The organism is Rhizobium sp. P2_G9 (assembly GCF_056403475.1).
On record NZ_JBFUFK010000049.1, the window covers coordinates 33,159 to 47,074 of the forward strand.

Annotated in this window: 13 protein-coding genes; 7 read left to right on the forward strand and 6 right to left on the reverse strand. The window is 59.7% G+C overall.

The annotated features are described in order from the left end of the window. Positions 1–152: 152 nt before the first annotated feature. From AC1DYF_RS32065 to AC1DYF_RS32085, 5 genes are all read left to right on the forward strand, one after another. Positions 153–647, forward strand: a complete 495-nt coding sequence (locus AC1DYF_RS32065) for a hypothetical protein (protein WP_477881845.1) — start codon at positions 153–155, stop codon at positions 645–647. A gap of 106 nt (positions 648–753) precedes the next feature. Continuing rightward, a complete protein-coding gene (locus AC1DYF_RS32070; protein ID WP_477881846.1) occupies positions 754–1,152 on the forward strand; it encodes a hypothetical protein in 399 nt (132 codons plus the stop codon). A gap of 119 nt (positions 1,153–1,271) precedes the next feature. Continuing rightward, positions 1,272–1,673, forward strand: a complete 402-nt coding sequence (locus tag AC1DYF_RS32075) for a hypothetical protein (protein WP_477881847.1) — start codon at positions 1,272–1,274, stop codon at positions 1,671–1,673. Positions 1,674–1,793: 120 nt separating this feature from the next. Continuing rightward, on the forward strand, positions 1,794–2,195 hold the full coding sequence (locus AC1DYF_RS32080) for an Ig-like domain-containing protein (RefSeq protein ID WP_477881848.1): 402 nt from the start codon (positions 1,794–1,796) through the stop codon (positions 2,193–2,195). A gap of 246 nt (positions 2,196–2,441) precedes the next feature. Then, on the forward strand, positions 2,442–3,632 hold the full coding sequence (locus AC1DYF_RS32085; RefSeq protein ID WP_477881849.1) for a YdgA family protein: 1,191 nt from the start codon (positions 2,442–2,444) through the stop codon (positions 3,630–3,632). Positions 3,633–3,834: 202 nt separating this feature from the next. Here AC1DYF_RS32085 and creD read toward each other — a convergent pair whose 3' ends face one another. Continuing rightward, positions 3,835–5,286, reverse strand: a complete 1,452-nt coding sequence (gene creD / locus AC1DYF_RS32090) for a cell envelope integrity protein CreD (RefSeq protein WP_477881851.1) — start codon at positions 5,284–5,286, stop codon at positions 3,835–3,837. A gap of 286 nt (positions 5,287–5,572) precedes the next feature. Continuing rightward, positions 5,573–7,363: an aspartate--tRNA ligase gene (gene aspS, locus AC1DYF_RS32095; RefSeq protein WP_477881852.1), complete on the reverse strand. Its 1,791-nt coding sequence runs from the start codon at positions 7,361–7,363 to the stop codon at positions 5,573–5,575. 204 nt (positions 7,364–7,567) lie between these two features. On the opposite strand from aspS, the gene AC1DYF_RS32100 reads away from it, so the two are divergent. Then, entirely contained in the window at positions 7,568–8,701 is a 1,134-nt protein-coding gene (locus AC1DYF_RS32100) for an ISAs1 family transposase (protein ID WP_477881854.1), read from the forward strand. A gap of 59 nt (positions 8,702–8,760) precedes the next feature. Here AC1DYF_RS32100 and AC1DYF_RS32105 read toward each other — a convergent pair whose 3' ends face one another. From AC1DYF_RS32105 to tlpA, 4 genes are all read right to left on the reverse strand, one after another. Next, on the reverse strand, positions 8,761–9,564 hold the full coding sequence (locus AC1DYF_RS32105) for a DUF4253 domain-containing protein (protein ID WP_477881856.1): 804 nt from the start codon (positions 9,562–9,564) through the stop codon (positions 8,761–8,763). A gap of 211 nt (positions 9,565–9,775) precedes the next feature. Then, positions 9,776–10,198: a hypothetical protein gene (locus tag AC1DYF_RS32110; RefSeq protein WP_477881858.1), complete on the reverse strand. Its 423-nt coding sequence runs from the start codon at positions 10,196–10,198 to the stop codon at positions 9,776–9,778. 77 nt (positions 10,199–10,275) lie between these two features. Continuing rightward, positions 10,276–11,637 carry an adenylate/guanylate cyclase domain-containing protein gene (locus AC1DYF_RS32115; protein ID WP_477881895.1) on the reverse strand — a complete coding sequence of 454 codons (1,362 nt, stop codon included), beginning with the start codon at positions 11,635–11,637 and terminating at the stop codon, positions 10,276–10,278. A gap of 149 nt (positions 11,638–11,786) precedes the next feature. Beyond that, positions 11,787–12,452 carry a thiol:disulfide interchange protein TlpA gene (tlpA, locus tag AC1DYF_RS32120; RefSeq protein ID WP_477881860.1) on the reverse strand — a complete coding sequence of 222 codons (666 nt, stop codon included), beginning with the start codon at positions 12,450–12,452 and terminating at the stop codon, positions 11,787–11,789. Between the two features lie 29 nt (positions 12,453–12,481). Here tlpA and argH point away from each other — a divergent pair, with 29 nt between their 5' ends. After that, positions 12,482–13,879: an argininosuccinate lyase gene (gene argH / locus AC1DYF_RS32125; RefSeq protein WP_477881862.1), complete on the forward strand. Its 1,398-nt coding sequence runs from the start codon at positions 12,482–12,484 to the stop codon at positions 13,877–13,879. The last annotated feature ends 37 nt before the right edge of the window (positions 13,880–13,916 follow it).

Genomic DNA, 13,916 nt, shown 5'->3' on the forward strand with positions numbered 1-13,916 from the left:
GATGGCCGGCCGCCACCGGCGCCGGGTATTGCCGGCCGTGCGCGCTAGGGCATTCACTTACATCCGGAGACTGAAAGCCTTTCGTTTTGGTTGCGTTGTTGTTCGCAACCAAATAACAGTGCAGCATCCGCAATCTGGATAGGCTTTCATTCATGCGTCCCCTCAAATTCGGCATGGTCGGTTTTGCGTTTGCGCTGGCTTCACTCGGCCAAGCGTCCGCCGAGACCCGCACCGTCCCGGCCAACAAGACGTCGACGATCGGTTTTTACTACACCTATACCCACAGCAGCTGCCACTACGGCGGCAAGCCGAAATTCAGGCTGACGCAGGCGCCTGCCCATGGCAGTGTCATCGCCAAATGGCAGGCTTCGAAGATGACGAGTGATAGTGGGAAATGCGCCGGCCAGCCGGCCTATGGGACGATGATCATCTATACGCCGAACAAGGGTTTCCAGGGCATCGATTCGATCGCATTCGACCTGATCGGCTCCGGCATCTATCCGGGGCCGACCTATGCCCTGAGCCGCGGCTTCCACATAGACGTCAATGTCAGCACCAGCGTCCGTTCGGGGCCAGCGCGTCCGGCAAGGGGCATCGGCAAGGTCGCCCACAGCCATTGCCAACGGCATACATGCAAAAAGTCTTAAATACAAGTATGTAAAGAATCTACACGCAACCGGGTTGCATAAGATTTTCCATCATATATCAAATATATGGTCGCCGATCATCACAACACGTAATACGGTATCACTTATGCGTTCCTTGCTTCCAGCCATCCTCTCCGCAGCCACTGCAATTGCGGTCTCTTCGCCGGCGCTTGCCTCAGAGACGCGCGTCGTGCCGGCCAACCGCGCTTCGGCAATCTTCTTCTACTGGGCCGCAACCGAAGACTCTTGCTATTCAGGCGCCAAACCGACCGTCCACTTCAGCAGCGAGCCGACGCATGGAAGTGTTGCCACTGCGTGGAAGGCCTTCGTTGTGCCCAAGGGACGGAGATGCGCCGGGATGCCGGAGCATGGCACGCTGGTCATTTATCGACCGAAGGCGGGCTACCGTGGCCCCGACAAGGTGGCCGTCATATTCAGCAACGATGCGCCGTCCGGCTACTTCGCCCGGCCGAAGGAATGGATCATCGATATCACGGTCAAGTAACACGCCTTGAGGCGCTCCCCGCTCGTCTGACCAACGCGATCGACAAGCTTCCCCATATCGCCGGCTTTCGAACAGAGAGAGCCGGCACGACTTCTGCAACTCATCACACGGTATCAACCATGCGCTCAATGCTTTCCGTCATCCTTTCCGCTGCCGCAGTCATCACGATGTCTTCGCCGGTGCTCGCATCCGAGACACGCGTCGTCGCAGCCAATCGCCCTTCGACAATTGCCTTCTATTTCACCTATTCGGGCGATACCTGCTATTCCGGCGCCAAGCCGAAGTTCACCGTCACGGGCGGGCCGGCGCACGGCAGCGTTACTTCGGCATGGACAGCGACCAGGGTAGGCAGCGCCGCCGGCCGCTGCGCAGGCAAGTCGGTCCACGGCACCCAAGTCGTCTATAAGCCGGCACCTGGCTATCACGGCACTGACAAGGTCTCCTTCGTGTTCTCCGAAGGCGAAGGCAACGACTATTTCGTCCGGCCGAAGGAATTCACCGTCAACATCACAGTCAAGTAACGCGTGTTCCGAGGCGCACGACCTGCGCGTCTGACGAACCCGATTGACAATTTTCTTGGTCTCGCCGGCTTCTCAAGAAGGAGCCGGATCGAGCTCTGCGACTTAAAATAGGTATCAACAATGCGTTCCTTCCTCACAGTCTTTTTCTCCGCGGCCATGGTCATGACGGCTGTTTCGCCGGTGCTCGCGTCTGAGACCCGCGTCCTCCCGGCCAACCGCGCTTCGGGACTTGGCTTCTTTTATACCGGTTCTCAGGATGACTGCTCTTCGGGTGCAAAGCCGAAGTTTCACCTCACTGGTAAACCAGGGCATGGAAGTGTGACCTCAGCCTGGAAAGGTTTCAGGATCGGCAAAGAAGGCGGCGTCTGCACCGGTAAGCCGGCACATGGCACGCTGGTCGTCTATCGGCCCAATCCAGGCTATCACGGCTCAGACAGGGTATCGTTCGTGCTCTCCGAAGGCGAAGGCAACGACTACATAGTCTCCCCGAAGGAATATGTCATCGACATAGAGGTCAAGTAGCCGGCTGACGGTGCTTCCATTGACCGCTCGGTCGATTTATCCAAAACAATTTTCAATTCTTCTTCTTGTCGCCGGCTTCGTAAAAAAAGCCGGCGATTTCATTCGGATTATGTTCACATTCAGAATATAAAGCTCCGCTGATCCGTTGACGCATTGGACCAGGCGGAGGGCGTCCAACCGGATCATCTTTCTTTGCTCGTCCTTTGCACCGAAACCCCACCTTATCGCTCTCAGAAAGGGACTTCCATGAAACTCCATCGCTCCATCGGCCTGATGCTCGCCAGCACGGCTTTCGTCTCCATCGCAAGTGCTGCCTTCGCGCTCGATGGCAACGATATCGTCGCCAAGCTCAATGCGCTGAGCTCGAAGAGCGGCGTCGTCATTGCCGCGGCGAGCGCTACGGTCGACGGCGACAATGTCACGCTCAGCGGCGTCACTGCCACGCTCACCACCGCCGACAACAAGAAGATCCCGCTTGGCGACGTCAAGCTCGAAGGCGTGTCGCAGGACGACGAGGGCTATGAAGTCAAGAAGGCTTCCTTCGCCGACCTCAATATCATGGACAATGGTGACGGGATTGCCGCCAAGGATATCTATATCAACGGTCTCGGCATCCCGAGCAAGACGGATGCGAACGATTTGAGCTCGATGCTCTCGGCCGAGTCCGTGCATGTCGGCTCGACCGCGATCATGGCGAAGAACAAGAGCGTCATGACCATCGACCAGACCACCGTGAACTATGATTACGCCGACGACGACAGCAAGGTGTCCTTCGACGCCGACATCGCCGGCCTGAAGATCGATCTGACGTCCGCGCCGGACCCGAAGGCCCAGGAAGCGATCCAGGCGCTCGGCTTGCAGAATCTCGATGGCGAAATCACCATGAAGGGCAGCTGGACGCTGGCCGATGGCAAGATGGACATCTCCGAATATGCCTTCGATTTCGACAATGTCGGCCGTCTCGACATCAATTTCAGCCTTTCGGGCTATACGATGGCGCTGATGAAGAGCATGCAGGACGCGGTGAAGGCGGCCCAGAACAATCCTGACAAGTCAGCCGCCAATGCAGCACTCGGCATGTCGATGATGGGCCTGATGCAGCAGCTCTCCTATAACGGCGCTGCGATCCGCTTCGACGATGCCGGCATCACCGCCAAGGTGCTCGACTATGCCGGCAAGCAGCAGGGCGTCGACGGCAAGCAGTTCGCCCAGTCGATCAAAGGCATGCTGCCGATGATGCTCGGCCAGATGAACATGCCCGACCTGCAGAAGCAGATCGTCGATGCCGCCAATGCCTATCTCGATGCGCCGAAGAGCCTCGAAGTTTCGGCCAAGCCGGCTCAGGGCCTGCCCTTCCCGCAGATCATGGGTGCGGCCATGGGCAATCCGGCCGACCTCGCCAAGACGCTCAACGTCAAGGTCACGGCCAACCAGTAAGTTTGCTGATTGCCTTCATTTGCGACCGGCGGCCCTTGGCCGCCGGTTTTGTATGTGGGAGCGCCATCCGAGGAAGGCTCGGCGCCGTTCGGCCCGATGCGTTCCGCCCTGACGGCATCATGCAGTCGGCGCAGCCGAAATTCGCGAAGAGGCAGTCCCCTGTTGGGGGACTGCCGCGGAGACGCCGGAACCTCGCCGGCGCCTATCGCACTGTCGCTACCCTGCTGCCCGACCAGTCGATATTGCGGGTGAAATACATGGTCGCGGCGATGGTGAGGAAGGAGACGATGGCGCCGGCGAGCAGCGCATATTCGTCCTCGCGCAGGATCAGATACATGATGCCATAGGTGACGCCGAGAACGACGGCCAGTGCCATGCCGCTGTGTCTGGTCGTCGCCGCACCGACATAGAGCGCGATCAGCACCGTCGTCAGCGCTGCCGCGATCGCATAGGCGATACCGAAGCCGAGATGCTCGGCGAAGGCGAGCAGCATGATATAGAAGATGATCAGCGCCAAGCCGCTCAGCACATATTGCACCCAGTGCACCAGCCTGCCGCTCTTGAGCTCGATAATGAAGACGGCGAAGAACATCAGCGAGATGAAGCCGATGGAATATTTGAGCGTCCGCGAGATCATCTGGTAGAACTTCACCGGCTCCACCAGGTTGACCGACATCAGCGTGTTGGAGAGCGGCATGCTGGTGCCCGACACCACCTTGTCGAGGCCACGCGCGAGATAGGGAATGGTCCAACCGGCGGAAAAGTTCTTTGTGGTGATCGTCTTGGTGTCCGGCAGAAAGGTGCCTTCGAAGCCGGGATCGGCCCAGTTGGCGGCGGCGGTCAGCTTCGTCGTCTGACCGGCCGGCGCCACGGAGAAGCGGCCCGAGCCGTTGAGCGACAATTCCATCGAGAAGTCGAAGCCTTTTTCCAGCAAATCACGGCCGACAGGCCGGTTGATGCCAGTGTCGGAAACCGACTGATTGTCATAGTAAGTATTCTCGAAGTTCGGTTTGTAGGCGGTGATGCCGCGCATGCCGGGCTCGAATGGAACCGGTTGAGCGTTGTCGATGCGGATATCGGCGTTGGAGCGGATGCCGGTTATATCGGCAATATTCATCACCAGGAAGGCGCGGTCGAGATCCGGCGTGCCCTCGACCTGGGCGAGACTTGCGGCGACGTCCTTGCCGAACCGGCCCTTGAGCGCCATTTTGGCATTGTAGACCGGCAGCGAATAGATCGACAGCTTTCGCGCTTCCGTCTGCAGCTTGGCGTCGATATCAAGCATTTCAGGCATGACCAGCGCCCATTCGGTGACCTTGACCCAGGTCACCGTGCCGTTCTGGTTCGTCTGGCTGCGGTTGACGGAAAACGGCACGGCGAGATAGGGGCCGTTCAGCACCTGCTGGCCGCCCCAGCCCTTGGCAATGGTCGCCGACACCTGATTGGCGCGGTCGGAACGCTCGTCGACGAGCGTCCAGACGAGCAGGGTCGGAATGAGCAGCAGCATCGACAAGATGCCGATGATGATGAATTTTACACCCGGCAAGCGCATGAAACCGGCAAAGCCGCCGCCCCGCGGCTGGACATCGTCAGTTGCGGGCGACACTTGCGGCGCACCGGGCGAAGGATTGGACTGGTCTTCGGATATGGACATACGACACCCCCTGTCGGTTGAAACCCGCAAGCTGCGGGCTTCGACAGTTGACGCCGCGATTGCGGCCTGAACGCTGCAGAAATTTGCCGGATTCCGGACGGATTTCCGGCAAATCTAAGAAATCCAGCCTGACGACAGCAAATGAGCCGGCGAAGCTCAACAGATCGCCCCGCCGCCGGCGACGATCTTGTAGGATAATAACGCGTTCGTGCCCGGCAACCGGCGATTCGGAGGTGGGTGCGATCAGGGAAACCGCAGCGCACAGCGCCACGGTTTTCGGCTCGCCTCAGTCTTTCTTGACCGGCGGGATGACACGCAGCGACAGTTCCATCAATTGCTTCGGCGTTGCAGCGCTCGGCGCGTTCATCAGCAGGTCCTGCGCCTGCTGATTCATCGGGAAGAGCGTGATCTCGCGCAGATTCCTGGCGCCGACCAAGAGCATGACGACGCGGTCGATACCGAAGGCGCAACCGCCATGCGGCGGGGCGCCGTATTGGAAGGCACGGTACATGCCGCCGAAACGCTCCTCGACGTCGGCCTGGCTGAGACCGACGATTTCGAAGGCCTTGACCATGGCTTCCGGCGACTGGTTGCGGATCGAGCCCGAAGCGATTTCGAAGCCGTTGCAGACCGCGTCATACTGATAGGCCTTGAGCGACAGCGGATCCTGCGTCTGCAGCGCTTCGAGACCGCCCTGCGGCATCGAGAATGGGTTGTGGGCGAAGTCGACCTTCTTCTCTTCTTCGCTCCACTCGAAGAAGGGGAAATCGACGATCCAGCAAAGTTCGAAGCGATCGCGGTCGACCAGGTTCAGCTCTTCGCCGACCTTGGTGCGCGCCTCACCGGCGAACTTGTAGAATTTCGAAGGCTCGCCGGCGACGAAGAAGCAGGCGTCGCTCTCATCAAGGCCGAGCTGGGTGCGGATTGCTTCGGTGCGCTCCGGACCGATGTTCTTGGCAAGCGGGCCGGCACCTTCGAGCACGGCACCTTCCTGGCGCCAGAAGATATAGCCGAGGCCCGGCTGGCCCACCGACTGCGCCCAGGCGTTCATGCGGTCGCAGAAGGCGCGGGAACCGCCGGTCTTGGCCGGGATTGCCCAGACTTCGACCTTCGGGTTGTTGGCGATCATGTTGGCGAACACCTTGAAGCCCGAGCCGGCGAAATGCTCGGTGACGGCTTCCATGACGATCGGGTTGCGCAGGTCTGGCTTGTCGGAACCATATTTGCGGATCGCCACGTCATAGGGAATGCGCGGCCATTCCTTGGTGACCGGCTTGCCGTCGGCGAATTTCTCGAACACCGAGGTCATCACCGGCGCCATGGTGTTCCAGACGTCTTCCTGGGTGACGAAGCTCATTTCCACGTCGAGCTGGTAGAATTCGCCCGGCAGACGGTCGGCGCGCGGATCTTCGTCGCGGAAGCAGGGCGCGATCTGGAAATAGCGATCGAAGCCGGCGACCATCAGCAGCTGCTTGTACTGCTGCGGCGCCTGCGGCAGCGCGAAGAACTGGCCGGGATGGATGCGCGACGGCACGAGGAAGTCGCGCGCGCCTTCTGGCGACGAGGCCGTCAGGATCGGCGTCGTATATTCGCCGAAGCCGATTGCCGTCATCTGGTTGCGCATTTCCGAAACGATCTGGGTGCGCTTGACGATATTCTTATGCAGCGTCTCGCGCCGCAGGTCGAGGAAGCGGTATTTCAGCCGCACGTCTTCCGGATAGTCCGGCTCGCCGAACACCGGCAGCGGCAGTTCCTTGGCGGCGGAGAGCAGCTCGATCTCCTGGGCATAGAGCTCGATCTCGCCGGTCGCCATGTGCTTGTTGATCGTCTCCTCGGTGCGGGCCTTGACCATGCCATCGATGCGGATCACCCACTCGCCGCGCACTTTCTCAGCCATGGAGAAAGCCGGCGAATCGGGGTCGGCCACGACCTGGGTGATGCCGTAGTGGTCGCGCAGGTCGATGAACAGCAAGCCGCCATGGTCGCGGACGCGATGCACCCAGCCGGAGAGACGGACGGTGGAACCGACGTCGGATTTCCTGAGGGCGGCGCAAGTGTGGCTGCGATAGCGGTGCATGGGGTCAGTCCTGAATGTCTGTCGTCCGGGTCAAAACGCCCGGATTCTTGGGGCTCATCAAATCGGCGGGACAAGCGCATGCTGCGTCCGATTTGTCAAGGCGCAAGGCGGTTTCGCTCAGGGCAATCGGGTGAGTTAACGGCAGACAACGTCTGAAATCTGTGAATCTGTGTGAAGCCTCTGATTCGTGAGGGAGGTTCGAGCATGGAATTGYMGMSGGCTATWTCGGAAGGGATTGTTTTTCTTTCGTATTTCTCWGAGCTTCCGGACAAGCGGCAAGCCCTGAAGGTGCGTTATCCGCTTGARGAGGTTCTGCTTCTTTGYCTTGTYGCGATGATCTGCGACTGCAACTGCGTCAGCGAGATTGCCCGRTTTGGCSARAAGCGGCTGGAACTGCTGCGTCGRTTYAGCCCGTATACCTACGGAACRCCRTGTGAGGATCAACTGGGCGTCATTCTCGCAAGCCTTGATGTTCAAGCGTTCCAAGCCTGTTTTGCCCGATGGGTAGCGGCGGTGACCGGTCGACCGGCTGAGGTCATCGCCATAGATGGCAAAACCTCTCGCCGCTCCGGCACGAAAGGTAACAATGACACCCTGCATACGCTCAGTGCCTTCTCAGCACGGCAGAAACTGGTTCTGGGGCAGGTCAAAGTCTCGGAGAAATCCAACGAGATTACAGCCATCCCCGTGCTTCTCGACATGCTCTCGATCGAAGGCGCGGTGGTGACGATTGATGCCATGGGCTGCCAGAAAGAGGTCGCCCGCAAAATTATCGACAAACAAGCCAACTACATTTTGGCGCTAAAGGGCAATCAGGGGACGTTGCATGAGGACGTCAAACTGTTTGCAGCCGAACAGATCGRSCGCYGCTTCGCCGATTGCCGGCATGACAGCGACCTGACCGTCGACGGCGAGCACGGTCGGATCGAGACGCGYAGCGTCCATGTGCTGAGCGATCTCGGCTGGCTGGCCGACCGGCACGACTGGCCAAGCCTCACATCCATCGTCATGGTCAACAGCCTGCGTGAAATCCAGGGCAAAAGCCAATCCGAAACCAGGTTCTACATCACCTCGCTTTCGGCAAGTGCCGCCGATATCTCAGCCTATGTGCGCGATCACTGGGCCATCGAAAACAGCCTTCATTGGGTTCTCGACATGAGCTTCCGCGACGACGAAAGCCGCGTCCGCACCGACAATGCACCCGCTATCTTCACCGCAATGAAACACATAACCGCAAACCTGCTCAGGCTCGCTCCCGGCAAGGATTCMATCAACCYCAAGCGCAAAACCGCAAACTGGGATGACAAATACCTCGAGGCCGTAATCCGCGGAAATTAACTCACCCGATTGCCCTGGGGTGGTTGGCGTAAGGGCGGCGTCAAAACCGCTGAGAGAGGTCAGTCCCACCAGAAGAACCACTCATCGGTGTGCATTATTTCATGGGCAATGTGCGCAAGCGGTCTTTCGTCGTCGCTGCAGTATAGGACCCTTTCTTTCGCCAATCGCAACGCTTCCTCCTTGGTTTGAGGGCGGCTCGCAACACGAAGGGTTACCGAATCCCGGGTCAAAGCAACAAGCTCGGCGCCGACATCGGCATACCATCGTTTCAGAGCTGCCACATGATATTCTGGTTCAGGGCCGCTTCCTGCAGTGTAGTTGAAATAGGCGAGAGCTTCGGGGCCAGTTGAGACGGGGATTCTAAGGATGTTGATCTCTGGCAAGAGGTTTCTTTCGCGGTCATAAATCGGCAGCGCATCATGGGGATATGGGGGTTCGTCCGGCCATTCGCCAAAGGGGAACGGGCCTTCGTTCAATTGTCGAAGAAGATCCGTTCTGACTTCCTCCGGAGTCATTTCATAGACCCCTCTGTCTTCGCTGAAGTTCATGAGGCCGGTAAGTTCCTCATCCGGTTTTGCCAATTTAGCTTTGATTTTCTTCGCCGCCTTGGACCACGTTGCAGTCCGTTGCGCGTCCAGGTCAGCTGGAAAGTCTATCGCTTCGGCGCGTGTCAAGATTTCCGTCTTTCCCGAAGACGTAAGATCGACCAGGCTTATGACCTGGTTCATCCGCTTATCGTCGCCGACAATTATGGGCCAGCCGGGGCCTTCGATCTTGATACGCTCCCATTCCAGGAGCGCATTTTTGGCGCTGACAACAATTCGTTCCGGCATGGACGATGATGGAAATTCCGCTTCTGCCAATTTGCGACACCTTGCTAGAAATGCGGGCGGGAAGTCATGCTCCAGCCAGTTATGAGGCGTTGGAAGGTTTGCTACGGCTACGCTAGCGTGCGTGCCAGCAATCAGCAAGACGGAGGGTCACGCAATAGTGTGCAAGGAAAAGGGGGGGGACATATTAAGATTGCGATCCGACACTCTTGCAGCGCAGAATCGCGCGCATGCCGTCGCAGGCTCAATTGATGATCACGCTGGAGCCATCCGAGTACTCAACACTATCGACGCAGGCCAGCGCCGTGATCTTCAGCTTGCCCGGCTTCAACAGCTTGTCGCTCTTGTCATCATCCGGGCCGCCGAGGTCGAGTTCCGCCTCCGCGTGTGCGGCCACCGGCTGGTAGAGGATGATCTTGGTGCTGGCGATGGATTTCTTGCCGACGAAGAATTCGATCGTGCCGCCGACGGACTTGATTGCCTTGTCGTCATTGGATTTGACCACAATCGTATAGTCGAGTTCGTCATCTGCGGCTGGTTCGACCTTCCAGCTTTTGACGGTGAAGACGCGATCGGAGCGGAGGCCGCAGAGCTCGGCCGCCTTGATTTCGCTGGAGATCAACAGGCCGATGAACGCAATGACGATCGCAACCAGATACATCTTCATGGAATGCCCCCCGGATCCAAGGTGTTGGTCTTCTGTCCCGAGAGATCTACGATTCAGACGCGGGAATTATTCGCGGATCATGCGATCCAGACGTCGGACGCTTCGTTCCGGCCTCTCAATGCTAGGCCTTGGTGGAAGCGCATGTCGCGGCTGTAGCGCTCGCGCAGCGCGGTGTCTGTGACAGCCTCCATCGCCGACTGACTGGCCACGATGCCACAGGAAAGACTGCGCGTGGCGGCCTCAAGCCGCGCGGCCACGTTGACCGTATCGCCAAGGGTGGCGAATTCCATCCGCCGGGCATTGCCGATGTCGCCGAGGATGACCGAGCCGAAATGCACACCGACCGACAGCCGGATCGCTTCCAGCCCCCTGCTGGTCCGTTCGGCGTTGAGATGCCTGACGCTTTCCTGCATGGCGAAGGCAGCGGCAATGGCGTTGGATGCATCGGATGGCGATGGGTTGGGCGTGCCGAAACTTGCCATCAAACCGTCACCCATATATTTATCGAGCGTGCCGCCATGGGAAAACACCACCTCTTCGAGCGTGGCGTGAAACTCGCGCAGCAGCGAAATGACCTCGGCAGGCGTGTGCGCCTCCGCATAGCGCGTGAAGCCGACGATATCGGCAAACAGGACGGCGACTTCCTGCGAGCGCACGCCGCCCATCGGCTCGTTGCGGCGCGCCAGTTCCTCGACCATGGAAGGTGGGAAATAGCGCGACAGGTTGGCCCGTTCAGCGGCGAGATCTGCTTGCCGAATCAGCAATTGGCTGGCGCGCCTCGATTTCAGGCCGAGGATCACAGCAACAATGACCAGGATCGTCATCTCCTGAACCCGGTTGGCGAAATTGATGCTGTTCGGGTCGAGCGCCTCGAACACGCGCTCGTGGCCGGCCAGCGCCTGCCGCATTTTTTCCGACAGATCCGGATAGGTGGTTCCGAACAGCCAGACACCGCCGATCCCACCAAGCCAGATGACCGCCACCCATAAGCCGAAACTCTGAACCGTGCGCCAGCTATAGGCGAGCGTCGCACTGGCCAGGAAGATGAAGAAATAGTCGAACCCGTCGAAGCGGAACTGGAAGGCAGTCGGCCAGGAATCTCGCGAAAACGGATTGGGCACGGTGATGATGAGCGTCAGCAGCACCAGATCTGCCGTGATCAACGCCAGTTCCAGACGCGACTGACCAACGCGGGCGGCGCGCATCTGCGCGATGCCGATCAGGACGAACAGCAGCAGTCCGGCCTCGTAATATAAACTCTCGATGCGCGGGTTGAGATATATCAGCAGCACCGCCACGACGGCCAAGGCAGCCGCACGCGCCCATGTCGCGATCCGCTGTCCCTCCATCTTTTCGATTTCCAGCGCGCGGGCCAGATGCGGGTTGCGCTCGGCCAGCCGTTCGTCTGCTTCACGCGTCGATCGCAGATCCCAGGCCACTGGCAACCAGCGACTTATCCAAGTCCCGCGCTGACGCGCCTCGTCCGGTTGATGTTCGACGGAATCCAATCCCACAAGCAGAGCCCCCGTTGCAGGGCATATCTAGCATCCGCTCGCGACGACGTCACCAAGGCAGGTTCAGTCCGCGTTCAAGTCCCGATCGCCGCCTTGATCATCGCCTTGGCATCATCGCTTTGCCAGGCCGCCGGGCCATTCATGGCGCCCAGCATGCAGCCCTTGGAATCGATCAGCACGCTTGCCGGCAGGCCCATGGCGACGCCGGCCTTCTTCAGCGTGTTGAAGCTGCTGAGGCCGCCGTCATGGAAGAGCGTCAATGCATCGATCTTGGTCTCGGCCATGAACTGGCGCGGCTTGTCGACGCTATCGCCATTGTCGAGGTTGATCGCAGTCACCTGGAACTTGTCGCCGCCCATATCCTTCTGCAGGCCATTGAGCGCCGGCATTTCCTCGCGGCAGGGAACGCACCAGGTGGCCCAGAGATTGACGAGCTGCACCTTGCCGCCGAAATCGGCGAGCTTGACGTCCTTGCCGGCGCCATCCTTGAACGGCGGCAGGACGAGGGCATGGGACTGACTGGCCGGGACGAAGGCCGCGACTTGCCCCTTGGCGAAGGGTGAGAGGCGCGCGATGGCCGCGGCGGCCGGCGAGCAATCGATGGACGCAGCTGCATCATCGGCATTGCTTTGGACGCCTCCCTTCATGTAAACGGCGACACCACCGGCAAGGACGCCGAGAACGGCCGCGATCGCGATCAGCTTTGCGGAAGGAAAAAGTCTCGGCTTCTTGTCCTGCATGTCATCACTCTCATTTTCCAGGGCGCGCCATGGCTGACGGCAATTCCAACTCTTCGAACCAGATGTGGGGCGGACGTTTCGCCGCCGGTCCCGCCGCGATCATGGAGGAGATCAATGCCTCCATCGGCTTCGACAAGAAGCTTTACGCCCAGGACATTGCCGGTTCGATCGCGCATGCGACCATGCTCGCCGCGCGAGGCATCATCACCGAGGCCGACCGCGATCAGATCGTCTCCGGCTTGAAGCAGATAGAGAGTGAGATTGAAAGCGGCAAGTTCGAATTCTCACGCAGACTTGAAGACATTCATATGAATGTCGAATCACGGCTCGCCGACCTGATCGGTCCGGCTGCGGGGCGGCTGCACACTGCTCGCTCGCGCAACGACCAGGTGGCGCTCGATTTCCGCCTCTGGGTCAAGGCTGAGCTGCAGAAGGCCGAGAAGGCGCTGACCGGCCTGATCACGGCCTTCCTCGACAAGGCGGAAAAGCATGCCGACACCGTCATGCCCGGCTTCACCCATCTGCAGACGGCGCAGCCGGTGACCTTCGGCCATCATTGCATGGCCTATGTGGAAATGTTCGGCCGCGACCGCAGTCGCGTCCGGCATGCCATCGAACATCTCGATGAAAGCCCGATCGGCGCCGCGGCTTTGGCCGGCACGCCCTATCCCATCGACCGCCACATGACGGCCAAGGCGCTCGGTTTTCGCGAGCCGACACGCAATTCGATCGATACGGTGTCAGATCGCGATTTTGCCCTGGAGTTTTTGTCGATCGCCGCGATCTGCGCCGTGCATCTGTCGCGTTTCGCCGAGGAGATTGTCATCTGGACGACGCCGCAATTCGGTTTCGTGCGCCTTTCCGACGCCTTCTCGACCGGCTCCTCGATCATGCCGCAGAAGAAGAATCCGGACGCTGCCGAACTTGTGCGCGCCAAGACCGGCCGCATCAACGGCTCGCTGGTGGCGCTACTCACTGTCATGAAGGGCCTGCCGCTCGCCTATTCCAAGGATATGCAGGAAGACAAGGAACAGGTCTTCGACGCCGCCGAAAACCTCGAACTGGCGATTGCCGCCATGACCGGCATGGTCAGCGACATGACGATCAACGAGGCCAGGATGAAGGCGGCGGCCGGCGCCGGCTATTCGACGGCCACTGACCTTGCCGACTGGCTGGTGCGCACCGTCGGCCTGCCGTTCCGCGAGGCGCATCACGTCACCGGCCGGATCGTGGCGCTGGCGGAAAGCAAAGCATGCGATCTATGGGATCTGCCGCTCGATGAATTGCAGGCTATCCATCCTCAGATCACGGCGGATGTCTTTGATGTCGTTACCGTCGAAGCCTCGGTCGCGGCGCGCAAGAGCTTTGGCGGCACGGCGCCCGAAGAAGTGCGCAAGCAGATCGCCTGGTGGCGGGCGCGCAATTGATCAAAGACCTTGATTCTGTGTTCAGGAGAATCAGGGT